This window comes from Govania unica (assembly GCF_027920805.1).
Taxonomy (GTDB): Bacteria; Pseudomonadota; Alphaproteobacteria; order Sphingomonadales; family Govanellaceae; genus Govanella; species Govanella unica.
Map to the genome: position 1 here is coordinate 41,904 of NZ_JANWOI010000003.1, position 17,716 is coordinate 59,619.

At 60.3% G+C, this 17,716-nt stretch carries 20 protein-coding genes and 1 riboswitch; of the genes, 14 read left to right on the forward strand and 6 right to left on the reverse strand.

Annotated features, from left to right (window positions below; all coding sequences use genetic code 11):
* Positions 1 to 122 precede the first annotated feature (122 nt).
* Positions 123 to 437 (forward strand): PepSY domain-containing protein, encoded by a 315-nt coding sequence (locus NYP16_RS08075; protein ID WP_274943619.1) that lies wholly within the window; start codon positions 123 to 125, stop codon positions 435 to 437.
* On the opposite strand, the gene NYP16_RS08080 is transcribed toward NYP16_RS08075, so the two are convergent.
* The 6 genes from NYP16_RS08080 to NYP16_RS08105 all read right to left on the reverse strand — a co-directional run bounded on the left by NYP16_RS08080 (position 434) and on the right by NYP16_RS08105 (position 5,356).
* The gene (locus NYP16_RS08080; RefSeq protein ID WP_274943620.1) at positions 434 to 1,186 is read right to left on the reverse strand and encodes an RluA family pseudouridine synthase; all 753 of its coding nucleotides are present in this window, start codon (positions 1,184 to 1,186) and stop codon (positions 434 to 436) included. The genes NYP16_RS08075 and NYP16_RS08080 overlap by 4 nt on opposite strands.
* A 101-nt stretch (positions 1,187 to 1,287) precedes the next feature.
* The gene (locus tag NYP16_RS08085; protein WP_274943621.1) at positions 1,288 to 1,917 is read right to left on the reverse strand and encodes a hypothetical protein; all 630 of its coding nucleotides are present in this window, start codon (positions 1,915 to 1,917) and stop codon (positions 1,288 to 1,290) included.
* 105 nt (positions 1,918 to 2,022) lie between these two features.
* On the reverse strand, positions 2,023 to 2,670 hold the full coding sequence (locus NYP16_RS08090) for an MBL fold metallo-hydrolase (protein ID WP_346742509.1): 648 nt from the start codon (positions 2,668 to 2,670) through the stop codon (positions 2,023 to 2,025).
* Positions 2,671 to 2,767: 97 nt separating this feature from the next.
* Positions 2,768 to 4,141 carry a pilus assembly protein TadG-related protein gene (locus NYP16_RS08095; protein WP_274943623.1) on the reverse strand — a complete coding sequence of 458 codons (1,374 nt, stop codon included), beginning with the start codon at positions 4,139 to 4,141 and terminating at the stop codon, positions 2,768 to 2,770.
* Positions 4,142 to 4,152: 11 nt separating this feature from the next.
* Positions 4,153 to 4,713, reverse strand: a complete 561-nt coding sequence (locus NYP16_RS08100; protein ID WP_274943624.1) for a TadE/TadG family type IV pilus assembly protein — start codon at positions 4,711 to 4,713, stop codon at positions 4,153 to 4,155.
* A 10-nt stretch (positions 4,714 to 4,723) separates the two neighbouring features.
* Positions 4,724 to 5,356 (reverse strand): TadE/TadG family type IV pilus assembly protein, encoded by a 633-nt coding sequence (locus NYP16_RS08105; RefSeq protein WP_274943625.1) that lies wholly within the window; start codon positions 5,354 to 5,356, stop codon positions 4,724 to 4,726.
* A 177-nt stretch (positions 5,357 to 5,533) separates the two neighbouring features.
* Positions 5,534 to 5,754: riboswitch (cobalamin riboswitch) on the forward strand.
* Positions 5,755 to 5,916: 162 nt separating this feature from the next.
* On the opposite strand from NYP16_RS08105, the gene NYP16_RS08110 reads away from it, so the two are divergent.
* The 13 genes from NYP16_RS08110 (at position 5,917) to NYP16_RS08170 (ending at position 17,675) form a co-directional block, all read left to right on the forward strand.
* Positions 5,917 to 7,800, forward strand: a complete 1,884-nt coding sequence (locus NYP16_RS08110) for a TonB-dependent receptor plug domain-containing protein (RefSeq protein WP_274943626.1) — start codon at positions 5,917 to 5,919, stop codon at positions 7,798 to 7,800.
* Positions 7,775 to 8,680, forward strand: a complete 906-nt coding sequence (locus NYP16_RS08115; protein ID WP_274943627.1) for an ABC transporter substrate-binding protein — start codon at positions 7,775 to 7,777, stop codon at positions 8,678 to 8,680. The genes NYP16_RS08110 and NYP16_RS08115 overlap by 26 nt, the downstream gene beginning before the upstream one ends.
* Positions 8,677 to 9,657 carry a FecCD family ABC transporter permease gene (locus tag NYP16_RS08120; RefSeq protein WP_274943628.1) on the forward strand — a complete coding sequence of 327 codons (981 nt, stop codon included), beginning with the start codon at positions 8,677 to 8,679 and terminating at the stop codon, positions 9,655 to 9,657. Before NYP16_RS08115 ends, NYP16_RS08120 begins: the two co-directional genes overlap by 4 nt.
* The gene (locus NYP16_RS08125; protein WP_274943629.1) at positions 9,654 to 10,418 is read left to right on the forward strand and encodes an ABC transporter ATP-binding protein; all 765 of its coding nucleotides are present in this window, start codon (positions 9,654 to 9,656) and stop codon (positions 10,416 to 10,418) included. The genes NYP16_RS08120 and NYP16_RS08125 overlap by 4 nt, the downstream gene beginning before the upstream one ends.
* Positions 10,419 to 10,460: 42 nt before the next feature.
* Complete coding sequence (locus tag NYP16_RS08130; RefSeq protein WP_274943630.1) at positions 10,461 to 10,871, forward strand: RidA family protein; 411 nt, start codon at positions 10,461 to 10,463, stop codon at positions 10,869 to 10,871.
* A gap of 123 nt (positions 10,872 to 10,994) precedes the next feature.
* The gene (locus NYP16_RS08135) at positions 10,995 to 11,558 is read left to right on the forward strand and encodes a PEP-CTERM sorting domain-containing protein (protein WP_274943631.1); all 564 of its coding nucleotides are present in this window, start codon (positions 10,995 to 10,997) and stop codon (positions 11,556 to 11,558) included.
* A gap of 224 nt (positions 11,559 to 11,782) precedes the next feature.
* A complete protein-coding gene (locus NYP16_RS08140) occupies positions 11,783 to 12,346 on the forward strand; it encodes a PEP-CTERM sorting domain-containing protein (protein ID WP_274943632.1) in 564 nt (187 codons plus the stop codon).
* Between the two features lie 66 nt (positions 12,347 to 12,412).
* Entirely contained in the window at positions 12,413 to 12,538 is a 126-nt protein-coding gene (locus NYP16_RS08145) for a hypothetical protein (protein WP_274943633.1), read from the forward strand.
* A 360-nt stretch (positions 12,539 to 12,898) separates the two neighbouring features.
* On the forward strand, positions 12,899 to 13,816 hold the full coding sequence (locus tag NYP16_RS08150; RefSeq protein ID WP_274943634.1) for a DUF3450 domain-containing protein: 918 nt from the start codon (positions 12,899 to 12,901) through the stop codon (positions 13,814 to 13,816).
* Positions 13,813 to 15,204, forward strand: a complete 1,392-nt coding sequence (locus NYP16_RS08155; RefSeq protein ID WP_274943635.1) for a MotA/TolQ/ExbB proton channel family protein — start codon at positions 13,813 to 13,815, stop codon at positions 15,202 to 15,204. The genes NYP16_RS08150 and NYP16_RS08155 overlap by 4 nt, the downstream gene beginning before the upstream one ends.
* A 10-nt stretch (positions 15,205 to 15,214) precedes the next feature.
* Positions 15,215 to 15,754: a MotA/TolQ/ExbB proton channel family protein gene (locus tag NYP16_RS08160; protein WP_274943636.1), complete on the forward strand. Its 540-nt coding sequence runs from the start codon at positions 15,215 to 15,217 to the stop codon at positions 15,752 to 15,754.
* A gap of 3 nt (positions 15,755 to 15,757) precedes the next feature.
* Positions 15,758 to 16,402 (forward strand): energy transducer TonB, encoded by a 645-nt coding sequence (locus NYP16_RS08165; RefSeq protein ID WP_274943637.1) that lies wholly within the window; start codon positions 15,758 to 15,760, stop codon positions 16,400 to 16,402.
* Between the two features lie 7 nt (positions 16,403 to 16,409).
* Positions 16,410 to 17,675 (forward strand): tetratricopeptide repeat protein, encoded by a 1,266-nt coding sequence (locus NYP16_RS08170; RefSeq protein ID WP_274943638.1) that lies wholly within the window; start codon positions 16,410 to 16,412, stop codon positions 17,673 to 17,675.
* Positions 17,676 to 17,716 lie beyond the last annotated feature (41 nt).

The following is a 17,716-nucleotide window of genomic DNA, read 5'->3' on the forward strand; positions in this document are numbered from 1 at the left end:
GCTCCCTTCCTGACAGCGGGCTGACGGCGGGGATGGTCCTGCTGTCAGCTTGGCCCGGGTAAGTTGCCGTCACGATCACGCTGTGACGATGATAGGATCGTAACAGCTCATGGAGATGACGGATGATGAAATCGACAAAAGGTCTGGTTGTTTTGATGCTTGCTGGTGTGGCGGTTGGATCGGGGGCTTTCGCCGGGCAGGCTCAGGATGGGCGCGTGAAAATCGGTTATGAAGTTCCGGCCGAAGCCCAGGCCACCAAGACGCTGAGCCTCAGCGACCTTGAAGCGCGGGTGCGGGCACAGGGCGTGCAGATCAAGGAACTGAAGGTCAAGGGACTTATTCTGGAAGTCGAAGGCTATAACAAGGATGGCCGCAAGGTGAAATTGCTGCTGGATCGTCGTAGCGGCGATGTGCTTGCCCGCAAGCTCGACGATTAATCGTCGAGGCCGAGATCGGCGGTGTCATCGATGAGCGACTGGCCGGGCGGCGGGAGGATAGGCTCCACGTCCGGCCCGAAGCCGCAGGCGCTGAGCGCCTTTTGCATATGCGCGGGCGGCGCGGCCAGGCACAGGATGGGGTCGCGGTTCGGATAGAGCGGCACGCGCACGGCACGGGCGAGCAGATGCATGGGTTCGTCATCGGCGCCGGGCGTTGCGGCATAGACGGGATCACCCAGAATCGGGCAGCCCATGGAGGCGCAATGGACGCGCAACTGATGGGTGCGCCCGGTGCGCGGGTAAAGTTCAAGCCAGGTGAGGTCGCCGGAGCGGCCACGCACGCGGTAATCGGTGATGGCCACCTGACCATCTTTATGCGGGGTCATGCGCCAGCCGGATTTTTGCGTTTGCTTCAGAAGCGGCAGGTCGATGCGGCCTTCTTCGGCCGGGGGCTCGCCGGTGACGATGGCCCAATAGGTTTTCTCGATCCGTCCCTGCATGAAGAGTTTGCCGAGCTTGCGCAAGGCCTTGCGGTGGCGCCCGAGGATCAGGCAGCCGCTGGTGTCGCGGTCGAGGCGGTGGGCCAGTGACGGATTGCGCGGCAGGCCGAAGGTCAGCTCGCCGAAATAATCCTCAAGCGATGCGCCCCCGCGCGGCCCCGCATGCACCGGCAAACCGGCCGGTTTGTCGATGATGAGCATGAGGCCATCCCGGTAGATGAGACGGGATTCGAGGTCGAGGCTGGACATAACTGCGGTTCCACAACAGGGCAGGCCCGGACAGGCCGGGCATGATTTCCCTCTCTATGTGGCCGAGGCGGGCGGCGAGGTCAATGTTCTAGTTCTGGGGCCTAGTTTTGGCCGTGCATGCTGCGCATCATGGCGCCCATGTCCTGAGCATTCATGACCTTGGTTCCGGCGGGCACGTCGAACAGGCTTTGCGGCTGGGTGCCGCGTTTGATGTTGCGGGCGTCGTAGCGGATGACTTCCCCGCCCTGGGGCAGTTCGGCCTTGACCAGAATGCCGTCGGGGGTGACCCAGAAGATCCCTTCCGCTTCGCCGGCGACCTTGTATTTGTCGCTTTGCTCGCCGTTCACAAGCTCGCGGCCGAGTTTGGTGAAGGTGACTTTTCCGCTGTCGGTCTTTTGCGTGGCGAGGGTGATGGGGTCATCGACCGCGGTCATGCGCAGGGCCAGGTTCATTTGCGGCATCAGCATGAGAACTTCCTGCTTTCTCAGCAGCATAACCGAATTCTGCCCCATGATGGCGAGTTCGCGCCGTTCGAGATTTGGCGCGGCGTGATAGACCTTGCCGCTGCCTTGCCACTGTTTCGAATTATAGGAAACCTCAGCGGAATACTGGACCGTCGACAGCAGCGGGTTGCTGGCCGCCGAAAGCGTGGTGTTGGCCAATGCGGGGCTGGTGGTCAGCAGGCCGATGGCCAAGGTGGTGATCCGGGCGGTGATCATCAAGAAACGCATGAATGGCTCCGAGCAGGGACATAAGACCCCTCAACCATGCCTTGGAATAGCAAACCGCACAAGGCCGGGTGACCTTGCGGAGCGATATTCCGGATGGGCCGTTTTTTATTTTCCGATCACATCGTCGCCAACGAAGGGATTGCCGCGGCGTTCGTCGCCGAAGGTCGAGAGCGGGCCGTGGCCCGGCACGAAGGTCACCTCATCGCCGAGCGGCCAGAGCTTTTCGGTGATGGAACGGATCAGGGTAGCATGATCGCCGCGCGGAAAATCGGTGCGGCCGATGGAGCCCTTGAACAGCACGTCGCCGACGATGGCGAACTTTGCGGGTGCGTTGTAGAACACCACATGGCCGGGCGTGTGGCCCGGGCAATGGAGCACGTCGAAGCTGAGATGGCCGACGGTTACGGTGTCGCCGTCCTTGAGCCAGCGGTCGGGGGTGACGTTGCGGGCGCCGGGGAAGCCCCATTTTTCGCCCTGGGTCACCAGCATGTCGAGCCAGAAGCTTTCTTCGGCCTCGGGCCCTTCGATCGGCAGATTGAGCCGTTCGGCCAGTTCGGCCGCCGATCCCGCATGGTCGATATGGCCATGGGTCAGCATGATTTTTTCAAGGGTGATCTTATGTTCCGCCACCTGATCGAGGATGCGGTCAAGATCGCCGCCGGGATCGACCACGGCACCAAGCATGGTCTCGTCACACCACAGCACGGTGCAGTTCTGCTGAAAGGGCGTCACGGGGACGATGGTCGCCTTCATGGCCATGGCGGGGCGCTCTCCTGATGAACCATATTCCTTGCGGTGTCTCAGGGCGGTGTATCAGGCTTGCGCCCCGGTGGCATCTGTTTTGTGCAGCTTAACGGCTGACCCGGAGGTTCGACAGGCTGTCGCCGATGGCCCGGAAGGCGGCTTGCAGTTCCGCGCCGGTGGGGGAGTCAAAATAATATTCGGGTTGCGTGGCGCAGTCTTTCAAAAGCTTGGAAATCGTCGCGCCGGGTTTGTTGAAGCCGATGGTGTAGACGATGATATTGTTGTTTTTCATTGATGTGCAGACGGTTGCCAGGCGCTTGTTCAGTTCAGCCTCGGCGGTTGCGATGACGTTGGAGCCAAGCCGCTTTTCCGACAGATAGCCATAGGCGCTGCGGTTCACACTGTCGGCATACATGGTGTTTTCACCGTCGGTCATGAGGATCACGGCCTTGTTCATGCGCGGCGTATTGTAATCGAGCGGCAGATTGTTCGTATTCATGGTGCCGCCCCATTGACCGCGCCACTTGGGGGACAGCATGCGCCAGCCCCAGACCGCGCCAAGATTGACATGGGTGGCGCCGACTGCGGACAGACTGTTGATCTTGCTGACCAGACTGGCTTTGTTGTTGGTGAGCGGCTGCACTTCGGAGGAGCAATAAAGATTGGGGCCGAGCTTGGTGGTGTTGAGCGGGCTCTGATATTTGCCCTTGACGATCCATTTGTTGGCACCGGTGTCGTTGGGCCAGTAATAGGCCTGGAATTTCTTGGTGGCTGCGGTGTCGTCGGTTGAGTCATAGCCGCCGCTGCGGGCGTCGACGCAGCCGAGCCAGCTTGTGGGGCCCCAGTCCAGGCTTGCACCATAGGTCGTATCCATCCAGGTCGGATGCGAGGTGCCGATGTTCACGGCCTGGGCGAAGGGCACGATGCCGACCCACAGTTTGTCATTGCTGCTGTTGGCACCGAACAGGATGTCAAGGAGGTCGTTCGCGGCGGTTTTCAAGGAGGTCAGTGGTGTGCCGGCCATCGATCCCGTGGTGTCGAGCACGAGCGCGAGTTCAAGACCGCTGACGGCGCGGGTGATTTCGCTTGAGGCGGCGATGTTCATCTGTTTGAAGCCGAACAGCGTCATGAAGGTGGTCGGGAGAGAGGCCTTGGCGGACAGGCCGATCACCGTGTTGCTGCTGTTGGTGGTGATGGTGACATCGGTGATCTTGGAGCTGAGATAATTCTGAAAATTGACATCCAGAAATTTGCGCGCGTCGGTTCTGAGATTGGAGGTGTTGACGGTCGAGGCGGCGGCGAGCCCTGCGGCATCAAGCGCGCTTGAGAGTTTCGACTGTACGAGATAGCCACGCCCGGCATCGATCGATATACCGACCGCGCCGACGAGAACGACGATCGACAGGCCAACATAGGCGGCGACAGATCCATCTTTGGATCGGCGGAGCTTTTGAGCCAGCTGGGTGATTTTTTGGCGCATGATGTTTTCTCTTAGCTTGGGGGCGTTGTCAGCAAGCCGAGACGCGGTTTGAAGAGCGCGAATTTATAGAGGCTGCTCGGCAGCATGGCCGAGCCGGTGAACAGCGGCGTCACTTCGTAATAAAATTCGGAGATGATGACATTGTCTTTGTCATTGAGCGTGAGGCCGCCCGGCAGAGTTGCCGGCTTGCCGACCTTGCCGATTTTGCTCTCGCGGTTGAGCGTGCCGCCGCCGGCATATTGCCATTGCACGACCGGGGCGTTGCTGCCGTTTTTATAGACCGAGGTCAGGATAATACGGCCTTTGTTGCCGATGGGCTGCGGGCGCATGATTTCGCTCGCGGCCAGGATGATCTGGCCGAGCTGCGCGTTGGTGACCGAGGTTTGCTGCGACACGATGTCGGCCACCGCATAAACGGATTTATCGACCTTTTGATTGATAAGCAGGAAGCGCGACAGTTCGAATCCGCCGAGGAACAGCAGGATCAGAAAGGGCAGAATCAGGGCAAATTCGACCGCCGCGATGCCGCGTTGGTCTTGGAGGAGCTGCCGGATTTTGCGTCTGATCACCATGGCCTGTTGCTCAATAGGGTTCGTTCTGGACGACGGTGCGTGCCGACAGATTGAGCACGCCGTTGTTGCCCATGACACGACCGATAAACGGGGTCTTGAGTGTCCATGGATAGGTCACCGTGTAGACCACAACCTGTTTGGCATTGCCGAGACCGTCGGCGCCCATGTCGCTGTCATATTTGCCGTTCATATTGACGTCGGTGTAATTTTCCCCTTCGTCGCGGATGCCGTTGCCGTTGGTGTCGATGAAGGGTTCGGGCTGACCGATCTGGTCGAACTGGTTATAGGCCTTGGTGGTGATGCTGATCTTATTCGCATCAAGCAGGATGCCGGCACGGTCATTCAGGATCTTGCGCATGGCGGTCAGGCGGGCGGTCTGATCTTCAAAATTGCCGTTGGCGCTATAGCCGGTTTTTCCCAGGCGCGAGGCGGTAAAGGTGGCGCTTTCCATGATTTGCTGCGCCAGCATGGCGAGGCCCATTTCAAGCGTGCCGAAGGTCAGCAGAAACAACACCGGGGCGATCAGTGCGAACTCAAGCGCGGTCGCACCCTCCTGATCCTTCCGGAGAGTGCGGAGGCGCAGCCGGAAGGACAATTTTCCGCTGCGGGCTGAGAATGCCGGCCGATGTCGCGTCGCGGGCATGATACGGGCCTTCTGTCGCTGTGCTTGTCGGGGCGGTTTATACTGCCTCCGCTGTTGGGGTGAGGATAGCGGGCAGGCATGAATCAAGGGTTAAACAATACTTACCATTTGTAATAATTTGCTCCCATTCCGGCCGAGGCCGATCAAAAGCTGACTTGCGTCTTCCGGCCAGTTGAGCCTATAACGGCGCCAGACGGTGCCCTTCGCAAGGAGGGGTAATAGGGAATGCGGTGAGGTCTGCCTGGTTAGGTTGGCTAAATCCGCGGCTGTACCCGCAACTGTAAGCGGCGAGCCTCCGGTCCAATACGCCACTGAAGACCCCGTAGGTCTTTGGGAAGGCAGGGCCGGCAGGTGATGACCCGCGAGCCAGGAAACCTGCCGTCGCGTCGTCCTACCCGGGGCCGGGTTCTGTCCATGGGAGCGGCTCAACCGCTGTGGCGACACCTTGAAAAAAGGGGTTGGCCGATGCGTGTCTGTTTGACGTTCGTATTCTATTGCGCTTCATGCTGCGGATTCCGCGGGCATCCCCTTGATTTTATGTCTTACCAAGGGAATCGCCTATGAAACCGACATTCAAGATCCGGCCTATCCGGACTTTGCTTTCCACCACCATATTGACCGGCGCGCTGGTCACGTCTCTGCATGCGGAACCGGCACCACTGCCCGATCCGGCGGCGGGCCCGGCAAGCGTGATGCTGGTCACGGCAACGCGCACGGCCCAGCCGGTGGAGCGCATCGGCAGTTCCATTTCCGCGCTCAGCAGCGATGAGATCGAGCTTCGGCAATATCATTTTCTCTATGATGCTTTAGGCGCGCTGCCGGGGGTGTCGATCAATCAGAACGGATCGTTTGGTGGCACGGCCACGGTGCGCATTCGCGGCATGAACGGGGACCACACCATGGTTCTGGTCGATGGCGTGAAGGTCAATGATCCGTCGAGCCCGGGCGGCGCGTTCGATTTCGGCACCCTCGACCTTAATGATGTTGAGCGGATCGAAGTGCTGCGCGGCCCGCAGAGCACGCTTTATGGCAGTGACGCTATTGGTGGCGTGGTCAATATCATCACCAAGCGCGGCAGCGACGGTTTCTCGCTGTCGGGCTATGCTGAGGGCGGATCTTACAAGACCTTCCGCGGCGGGGCCACGCTGAGCGGCAAGGATCGCGGCTTTGATTACCGCCTGTCGCTGAGCGGCGTCACCACGGACGGCATTTCGAAAGCCGACAAGCGCGACGGCAACATGGAAAAAGACGGTTATGACAGTGTGACCCTGTCGAGCAATCTTGGTTATCAGGTGACGGATGAATTCCGGCTTGAGGGCTTTGCGCGCTATTCCGATAGCCGGGTCGAATATGACGGCTGGGGTCCGCTGACCGGCGCGGCCGACAGTGACGATTATTCGCGGTCCAAGGAAACCGTCATGGGCGGTCGGACCCGGGTGACGGTGATGGACGGCAAGTTCGAAAATATTGTCGGCATCACTTACAGCCATATCGACCGCAAGAATTACGAGGACGGCGCGTTCAACTTCGGTGCCACCGGCAAGCGCACAAACATCAGCTATCAGGGCAATTACACCCTGGCTGAAGGCACGGTGCTGACCTTCGGTGCGGAAAACGAAGTCACAAGCTTCGATACCGGGACTGAGCATGCGTCCATCACCATGGACAGCGTCTATGCGCAGGCTCAGGTATTGCTGTTCGATGCGCTGACGCTGACCGGCGGGGTGCGTTATGATGATCATGAAATCTTCGGCAGCAAAACCACGCTGCGCACCACGGCGGCTTATGATCTTGCGGCGACCGGCACTGTGTTCCGTGGTAGCTGGGGGCAGGGGTTCAAGGCACCGACGGCCTATCAGCTGACGTTTTTCTGTTGCGGTATGGCCGGTCCGGCGACCAACCTGAAGCCTGAGGAATCCGAAGGCTGGGATGCCGGGGTCGAACAGACGTTCCTGGATGGCAAGGTGACGGCGTCGCTCACCTATTTCCATCAACTGACCGACAACCTGATCGATTTCGCCTTCCCGCAAGGCTATATCAACGTTGCCAAGACGCGCTCGAAGGGTGTCGAGGCCGGGTTGCAGGTGACGCCGGTCGAATGGTTCACGCTTGATGCGAACTATACCCATACGGCGGCGATCAACCGCATCACCGGGAAGGATCTGGCCCGGGTGCCGAAAGATCTTGTCAATGTGACGGCGACTGTCCGTCCGATCACGCCATTGTCGCTGTCGGTGGCTGCCCGCTATCGCAGCAAGCAGATGGATAGCTACGGTCTGGTGGATGAGTGGGTGCGCTTCGACCTGCGCGCGGCTTATAAGATTGATGAGCGCGTGGAACTTTATGCCCGTGTCGAAAATCTTTTCGACAAGAAATATCAGGAGGTCTATGGCTTCGGGACACCGGGAATTTCGGGCTATGCGGGGATTCGTGGCCGCTTCTAGGGCCATTTCCTTTGTGACGGGGGGGCGGGGCGTTGTCCTCGCCCTCACGGCTTTTTTATGCGCGGGGACTTGTGCGGCGGCACCGCAGCGGGTGATCTCGCTTGATTTTTGTGCCGATCAGTTTTTGCTGGCGCTGGCCGACCGCAGCCAGATTGCGGCGGTGTCGCGGGATGTGGGCAATGAACGGTCCTATCTCGCGGCGGCCGCGAAGGGCTTGCCGCAAAGTGGTGACAGTATCGAGGATATCGTGGTCGAGCATCCGGATCTTGTGCTCAGGGTCTGGGGCGGCGGCTATCGGGTGGATGAGATGCTTGGGCGGTTCCGGGTGCCGGTGGTGACCATTCCGTTCACGCAGGATCTTGCCGGATTGCGCCAGAGCCTGCGTGATGTGGGGCATGCGCTTGGGCAGGAGGCGCGAGCCGACGATCTGATTGTCGATATGGACCGGCGGCTTGCGGCGGTGGAGACAAAGTGGCGGCATCTGCGGCCCGAAGACCGTCCGCGCGCGGTTTATATTACGCCGGGCGGTGTGCTGGCCGGGGCGGGCACGCTGATGGATGCCATGATGCAGGCGGCGGGCCTGCGCAATCTGACGGCGGAGGCGGGATATAGGGGATGGCAGAGCGTCGACCTTGAACGCTTGCTGCTGACCGATCCGGATGTGATTGTGCTCGGGTTTCAGGATCTGGTGGCGAACCGCGCCGAACGCTGGCAGCCGGGACGGCATGATGCCTTGAAACAGTTCATTGCAGCACGGCCGAACGTGGAGATTCCGTCGCGTGTGATCGCCTGTTCCGCCTGGTATTTTGTCGATGGCGTTGAGGCGATTTTTGATCGTCTCGTCGCCCCGCGTCTTCAGCCGGAAAGGCCGCGACCATGAGGGTTTTATTGGTGCTGGCGGGCTTGCTGGTGATCGCGATGGTGGCGGCGCTGGCTTATGGCCCGGCGACCTCGGGCCTTTTCGATGCCATGCGGGCTTTGATCGGCTTGGGCGATCCGCATGTGGTGGCGGTGGTGCAGGAGGTGCGGCTGCCGCGCGTGCTGCTTGGGGTTCTGGTCGGCGGCACGCTTGGGCTGTCGGGGGCGGCGTTGCAGGGATTGTTGCGCAATCCGCTGGCCGATCCGGGAGTCATCGGCGTGTCGGCTTCGGCGGCGTTTGGCGCTGTGCTGGTGCTCTATTTCGGTCTTGCGGCCCTGTCACCGTTTGTGCTGCCGGTGGCGGCCATCGGCTTTGCCATGCTTGCGACCTTTGCCCTGTATCTGGTGGCGAGCCGGGATGCGAGCGTGGTCACGCTGATTTTGGCCGGGGTGGCGATTTCAAGTTTGATGAATGCGCTGACGTCGCTTGCCATCAACCTGTCGCCGAACCCCTATTCCATGAGCGAAATTGTGTTGTGGCTGTTCGGCTCGCTCAACAATCGCGGCATGAGCGATGTGCTGGTGGCGGCGCCGTTCATTGTCGCCGGTGGTGCGATGTTGCTGATGGCCGGGCGGTCGCTCGATGCGTTGCTGTTGGGGGAGGATGCGGCGTCGTCGCTTGGGGTTGATCTGCGGCGTTTGCGGCGGTTAATTATTGTCGGCACGGCGCTTGCGGTGGGGGCGAGCGTTGCGGCCACCGGGGCGGTTGGGTTTGTCGGTTTGATCGTGCCGCATCTGGTGCGGCCGTTCGTGGGCTATCAACCGTCGCGGGCCTTGCTGCCGAGTGCGCTGGCCGGGGCGTTGCTGCTGGTGCTTGCTGATCTTGGCATTCGCGCCTTGCCGGGGGCGCAGGAATTGAAACTCGGGGTGGTGACGGCTCTGATTGGCGCGCCGTTCTTTTTCCATCTGTTGATCGCCACCCGGAGGCGCATGCGATGATTGCGGTTGACCAGTTGTCGGTGACGCTTGGCGCGCGTCAGGTGCTTGAGGACGTAAGCTTCAATGCTCCGCGCGGGGTGGTGACCGGATTGCTGGGGCCGAATGGCGCGGGCAAGACCACGGCGCTCAGGGCGTTGCTTGGGCTTGTGCCCGAGGCGCGCGGACATGTGTTGTTGGGCGGCGTCGATATCCGTTCGCAAGCGGCGGCGGAGCGGGCTCGGCAGATGGCTTATCTGCCGCAGGGCGGGGTGGTGCATTGGCCGGTCGATGTGGAGACGCTGGTGACGCTTGGCCGTCATCCGCACCGGACGTCGCTTGGGCGGCTCACGGCAGAGGATCGCGCGGCTATCAAGCGTGCCATGGCGGAAACCGATGTGCTGCATCTGCGCGATCGGCCGGTCACGCAACTGTCGGGCGGGGAACGCATGCGGGCCCTGCTCGCGCGGGCGCTTGCCACCGAGGCCCGGGTGCTGTTGGCGGACGAGCCGGTGGCGGCGCTTGATCCTCTTCATGTGCTGTCGGTCATGACGTTGTTTGAGCGGCTCGCGGCTGAAGGACGCACTGTGGTTGTGGTGCTGCATGACCTTGCGCTGGCGGCACGGTTCTGCCGCCATCTGGTGCTGCTTGATAATGGCCGGGTGGCGGCCAGCGGCAAGCCGGCCGATGTGCTGACGCCCAAGCATCTCGCGGCGGTTTACGGCGTGCGGCTGGTGGGCGATCTTGGCGCAGCGCAGTTTGATTTTGCCATTCCACCCGAATGAGGCATGCTCTCTGCTGTGATTGATTGCAGAGGGGGGAGCATCATGCAAAATCCGCGTGCCGAGCGTATCAAGACCGATCCCGATCCGTTTGAACCTTTTTGCCTGTCGCAGGGCTTCCGCGTCGGCGATGTTATATATCTGTCCGGTCAGGCGGCGCTTGATCTTGAGGGCAATATCATCGGTGCCGGTGATTTCGATGCCCAGGCGGATCAGGTGTTTCGCAATATCGATCAGCTGTTGACCACGGCCGGATCCAGTCTGGCCGAGGTGGTCAAGGTCACCATTTACCTGACCGATATGAGCCATTTTCCGAAAGTCATCGAGCTGCGGCGCAAATGGTTCACCGCACCCTATCCGGCCGACAGCATTGTGGAAGTGCGGGCACTCGCCTTGCCGGAGCTGATGATCGAGATCGAAGCCATGGCCATCGCCGGGGTGCGCAAGACCGGCTGAGATTTGTCGGTTAATCTTACAACTTCCTTGTAAGATTGCATGGGAAGTCCTGGTTTTCCGCCAGTGGAACGAAACTTGCTTAACAATTTGTTAGTAGTTTTGCTTTGGGGGGAGACTTGAGTGATGATGCGGATCTGGATGCTGGCAGTTGCGGCTGCAATGATGTTTGGGGCCACTACGGCTGAGGCTTCCCTGATGGGCAGTCAGGTGAAGGTGAATTATTATTTTCCGGATCTTGCGCATGTTTATACGACCCAGACCGTGACGGTCGGGGCTGGAAGTGAAATTACCTGCCCGGGCGCGTCGCCATCGTGCGCTACTATGCGGATCTTTGACCTCGACATCGCAGCGTCTTCGCTGACGGTGCGCCTGGGGTTCCATGATAGTTTTACTCCAGCTTTATTTAACGGGTTCAGCTTTGAGGATCTTGATTTCGGTGACGGGGCGGTCCTTTCGGGCGTGGCTCTCGACACCAATATCCTTGGCCTTGATCTGAGCCGGGTGAGCTTTGGCGATCATTTCGTCCGGATCAATCTGAGAGAGCTCGGCTTTACGTCGCAGAGCTTCTTCGCGTTGAATTTCACCACGAGCGATGCCGCTCTGGTGCCTGAGCCGGGCGCTCTGGGGTTGCTTGGTCTGGGGCTTATCACACTTGGGGCGGGCCTGGGCCGGCGGCGCAAGATCTGAGTTGCTCGGAAATCTTAAGGATTAAACATAGCAAAAGCAGCTGCCGGCCATTTGGTTTGCAGCTGCTTTTTGCAATCCGGCCGATGGTCGTGATCGGCCGCCGGCTTTGTCGGTAATCCTTACAACTCTGCTGTCGCGCCATGGAGAAATCCGCCAATTTCTGCCATTGGTACGGGAATTGCTTAGCGTGTGGGAGTGGGTGTATTTTTACTTGAGGGTGGATAATGGCGCGGATCTGGATGTTGGTTGTTGCGGCCGCAATGATGTTTGGGGCCAATACGGCGGAGGCTTCCCTGATGGGCAGTCAAGTGAAGGTGAATTATTATTTTCCGGATCTTGCACATGCTTATGCGACCCAGACCGTGACGGTCGGGGCCGGTAGTGAGATCGCATGCCCAGGCGGGTCGCCGTTATGCGTGCTTGTTGGGGATTTTGACCTCGATATCGTGGCGTCTTCGGTTACGGTGCGCCTGGGGTACATGGGTATTTTTAATAAGACCTCATTTAACGGGTTCAGCTTTGAGAATCTTGATTTCGGTGATGGGGCGGTTCTTTCGGGCGTGGCTCTCGACACCAATATCCTTGGTCTTGATCTGAGCCGGGTGAGCTTTGGCGATCATTTCGTCCGGATCAATCTGAGCGAGCTCTACTTTACGTCGCAGAGCTTCTTCGCGCTGAATTTCACCACGAGCGATGCCGCTGCGGTGCCTGAGCCGGCTGCTCTGGGGTTGCTTGGTCTGGGGCTTATCACGCTTGGGGCGGGCCTGCGCCGGCGGCGCGGAGTTTAAATCGCCCGCCTTTTTGCCGATAAATACCGAAACAGCTGCAGGTCCGTCGATCTGCGGCTGTTTCTTATGCCGATTCTTGGCATGCTCCGCCTCATGAAGGGGCTCAAGCGGGCCGTGGGCACCTGCCGTGAAAATAACTGGGAATCGGTTCTGGCCATGCTTCAAACCATGGCGCCGGAGGCTCAGGCCTAGGGCAGTCTGGTGTGTGAAATGGTGCGTCCTCAGCCTCCTGTTTTGGGTTTGGCTGCATTCCGCTGGCTTCGGGGCTTGATCCCTTTTGCGATTTTGCGCTATCGTTCGAAAAAATATGGCCTTGCCGGAAGGTGCTCAATCTTCCGGACAGGTTCGTAAAACTAAAAAATTTAAGCCTATAAGCCAAATACAAGAGCTGAATGGCTGTTTGCCGATGGGTGTGGAGACGTTACGTCGCGTGACGATTGAAGCCCCCAAGGATGAGGGACGTGACCATAACGAGGTGCGCCTGCATGCTGTAACTCCAGCCTGCGGGCACAGTGTCGTTAGTCTGTCGTGAGTTTGGTCTTTGGGGGACGTGTGGACGCAAGGTATCTAGAACGGGACAGAGGGGCCTTCCTTACTGTCGGGCTGCGAGGCCGTTGCGTCCTGTCGCGTTGCCTTGGTGGCATGGTGCTTGGGGCCGGGCTGATGCTGCCCCTGCCGAGCGGGGCGGAAGTGCCACAGAGCAAAGAGCCCGTAGCGGTTGCGAAAGAGGTTGGGCCGACCAGGGATGGTCCGGTGCGCGACATGATCGAAACCGGGGTTGAGGCGCAGAAACAGGCCCTGGCCTCACAACAGCGCATCGACAAGACGGTGCAGGAAACCGCGGAACTCGCCCTCCGTTACAAGAACGTACTTAAGGAAATCGACGACCTCAAGGCCTATAACAGGCAGCTTGAGCGGCAGATCGCCAATCAGCTTGCGGAAATCACGACGCTTACGTCCTCAACCTCGCAAATGGTCGAGGTGGAACGCAAGCTTGTGCCGCTGATGGGGCGGATGACGGAGTCGCTTGCGGAATTTGTCGATCTGGATCTGCCCTTTCGGCTGCAGGAGCGGCGGGCGGCGATCGCCCGTTTGCGCGCGCTGCTGGATCGCCCGGACGTGGCCCTGTCGGAAAAATTTCGCGCCGTTATTGCTGCTTATGACAGCGAAAGCGCTTATGGCCGGGCCTTTTCGTCCTATGACGGCAGCCTGGACATGAAGGGCAAACCGCAGGCGGGCCAATATCTTCAGGTCGGGCGCGTGGCCCTGCTGTTCCAGACCCGGGACGGGAAGTTTTCGGCGCTGTGGAACCCGCAGACAAAAGGCTGGGATGTCCTTGATCAAAGCTATGCCGAGGGCATCGCGCGGGGGATCGAGGTCGCCCGTGCCGAAGCTCCGGCGGAACGGTTGTTGCCACTGCCGCTCCGGGTTCCCGAGGTGCAGAAACCTTCGCCGGAGAGCAAACCATGATCCGGCACTGGTTTTTATCTGTGCTGCTGTCGGGGGGCGTTCTGCTATCGGCTGCGGCGGGGCAGGCTGCGACTCCGGTCGATCAGGGCGGCAAGGCGCATTCGCTTGAGGAGCTTCTCGACCTCGTAAAGCAGGGCCGGGCCAGCGAAGCACGGGAGAATCAGGCCCGCGAACAAAGGTTTCTGCAAGCGCGGGACAAGCAGAAATCGCTTTTGGTCGAGGCCGAGGCCGAGCGCGCCGCCGAAGACCGGCGCAGTAGCGCGCTTGAGGCGGCATTTGCGGTCAATGATCTGCGCCTCGCGGATCTGCAAAAAAACATCGATTCTGAATTCGGGTCGGTCAAGGAACTGAGCGGCGTGCTGCAATATGCCGCCATAGACAATCGCCGGATTCTGGATCGGTCGATTGTTAGTGGTGAACTGCCCAATCGTGGGGCGCGTCTCGCGCCTTTGGCGGAGGCGGCGGCGGGGGCCGTGAGGTTGCCGACCATCGAGGATATCGAAATCCTTTGGTATGAAACCCTGCGGGAGATGACCGAAGCCGGTAAGATTGTCACCTTCCGGGCCGATGTCATGCAGCCCGACGGCGCACGCAAGGCCTGGGATGTGTTGCGGGTCGGCGCTTTTTCGCTGACGAGCGGCGATCGCTTCATTCAATATGCCGCCGAGACCGGCACGCTTGAACGTTTGGCGCGCCAGCCGGCCATGAGCTATCGCGAGGCTGCGGCGGCGTTTCAAAAGGCGGCTCCCGGCAGCATCGCTGCCTATCCGGTCGACCCCACGCGCGGGGTGCTGCTGGATCGTCTGGTGCAACAACCGAGCCTTTATGAGCGCATCGATCGCGGCGGCTTCATCAGCTATCTGATTATCGGCCTTGGGCTGTTCTGTTTGTTGCTGATCGGGGAGCGGCTTTTGTTCCTGACCTTTGCCGGCTACAGGCTGAGGGGACAAATGAGCAGCGATGTGCCGCTTGGCGACAATGCGCTTGGCCGGGTGTTGAGCGTCTATGAGCAGAACCGCAACGCGGATGTGGAGACGCTCGACTTCAAGATCAATGAAAGCATCATGCTTGAAGTGCCGCTGTTCGAGCGCTGGATCAATATCATTCGCGTCATATCGCGCGCCGCACCTCTACTCGGGTTATTGGGCACGGCTATTGGCATGGTGCAGACCTTTCAGGCGGTCAGCCTGTTGGGCACCGGCGGCACCAAAATTCTGGCCGCGGGCGTGGCGCAGGCCATGGTGCCCACGGTGCTTGGCCTTGTGGTCGCGATTCCGGCGCTTTTCGCTCATAATCTCATCGCCAGCATGAGCCGCCGCATGGTCCAGATCCTGCGCGAACAAAGCGCCGGTATCGTCGCGGTCCATGCCGAGCGGGAGCATAAGTAGGGAGGCGGATATGCATGATCTCCCCCTGTCCCTGATTGGCGGCTTGACCGGCATCGGCCAGTTCATGAGCCGCGGCGGGATGATATTTTTCTGGCTGTTTGCCATCACCTGCCTGTTGTGGGCGGTGATTGCCGAGCGCCTGATGTATTACGGCGCGGGCAGTCAGCGCGATATCCGCCGCGCTCTCGATCTGTGGCGCGGGCGTAAGGAGCGGAAATCCTGGTATGCACGCAAGATCCGCGCCGCCCTATTGTCTCAGGTCGGGCTCAATCTCACACGCGGCATGACGGTGGTGAAGACCCTGACCTTGCTTTGTCCGATGGTCGGGCTTTTGGGCACGATGTTCGCGCTGATTGCGCTGTTTGATCGCATCGCGCTGGTTGGGGCCGGAAATGTATCGACGCTTGCGGGGGATCTGGCGCGGGCCGCCATTCCTGCCATGGCCGGCATGGTGGTGGCGCTGTCGGGTGTGCTGGCCGGGTTTTATCTGACCCGCCGCGCCGCGCAGGCGGTGACGTTGCTTGAAGACCGCCTTGGACTGGATCGCTGAGCCATGCGGATTCCCCCGGCGTTTTCAAGATATGGTCTGGCGCTGGTGGTGGGCGTGGTGGTGGCCGCCATTATTTTTCTGATGATGTATCTGATCGTCGCCACCGGTGAACGGGCCATTATCGAAAAAGTGGCGATCTATAAACTTGAGGCCGATGTCCGTGCGGCGCATGAGCAGCGGCTGTCGCAAAGCCGCCTGCCGCCGCGCCCGAGCGAAGCCGACGCACCGCCCGAAACCATCTCGGTTCCGCGCATCAAGACGGCCAAGCCTGCCCATCTGGGCACGGCGGATCTGGGCGGCGGGGACCGTCCGCTTAAAGCGTCCGGCCCCGATGCCGGTGCCCTCAATCAGGCGGTCGAGGGCGATTACCTGCCGATCGTGCGCGTGCGGCCGAATTATCCGCGCCGTGCATTGGACAAGGGCATCACGGGTTATGTGCTGGTGGAGCTGACGGTGACGCCGTCAGGGGCGACCGAAGGGGCGCGGGTCATTGATTCCGCCCCGGGCACGGTGTTTGATCAGGCGGCGCTCGCGGCGGCGCGGCAGTTTCGCTATAAGCCCAAGGTCATGAACGGGGTGCCGGTGCCGGTGTCTGGCGTGCGCTATAAATTCACTTTTGAAATCACCAAATCCAACAGGCGGGAGTAACGGCGGCGTGGAACGGAGACCCCATCTCGGGAATGCTTTGCGCCGGGCAGTTGTGGTGATCGGCCTTATGGCTGTCGGAACGGCGCTGCCGCCGTCCGTGGCCGCCGCTGCTGCCATGCGCATGGCCGAGGGGGTGAACAGCAAGGTGCTGGACCGCATCGCCGAGGCGACGGCACAGGTGGCGGCGAAAAATTACACCCGCGCCTATGCTCTCCTTGATGAGGCCCAGGGCTGGCGTAATCTCACCGCGGCGGATCGCACGGCCTTGTGGAGCGCTTATGCCGAGGCTTGTCTGGCCGAGGGGAACCGGGTGAAAGCGCTCGCGGCCTACCGGGAAATTCTCAAACTGCCCAATGGCGATCCGCGCTTTGCCGGGACGGTGCTGCATGCCATGGCTCAGATCCATGTAGCAGGCGGCCAATATGCCGAGGCGGAGAAAGAACTGGATTTGCTTGAGAAAGCCGAGCCTTTATCGATCGATGCCCTTGCCTTGCGGGGGCAGATCAACAAGCGTCTTGGCAATGACAAGGCGGCACGTGACGCGCTTGAGCGTGCTGCGCGGCAGGCGTCGCTTTCGGGCCGATTGCTGGGGGAGGCGGATTACCGCCTGCTCGGCCAATTGCAGTTCGAGGCCGGGGACAGAACACAGGCGCTTGAAACCCTCGGGATTCTCACGCGGCGCTGGCCGAGCAAAACCTATTTCATGGTGCTCGCGAGCCTTTATGGCGAGCTTAATCAAAGCGCCCGCCAGATTGCTGTTCTTGAAGCCGTCAAGCAGAACGGCTGGCTCACCAGCGAGCCGGAGCTGATGGCGCTCGCCCAGCTTTATCTTTATTATGGGGTGCCGAATAAAGCCGCTCATCTGCTTGAGGACGGCCTGCAAAGCGGGATCATCCCGCATAATCGCCAAAGCATAGAATTGCTCTCCACCGCCTATGTCAATGCGCGCGAGTTCGAGAAGGCTATCCCTTTGTTGTTGCGGGCGGCGGAGCTGTCGAAAAGTGCCGAGCTTTATTTGCGGCTGGCGCGGCTCTATAATCAGATCGGCGACAAGGAAAATGTCGTCCTCTCCGCACAGACGGCGATGTCGATTGGTGGCGTTCAGCGTCCCGATGAATTGTTGGTGCTGAAGGGCATGGCCGAATTCGATCTCGGCCGTCTGGAGGCGGCGCGGCGCTCCTTTGCGGAGGCCGCCAAATATAAGGCGAGCGCCGACCTTGCCCAGTCCTGGATCGCCTATATCGATAATGAAGAACGCCAAAAAAACGATTAGTCAGCCTGTTAACGTCGGAGCGATCCTGTCTTGCCCCTCAG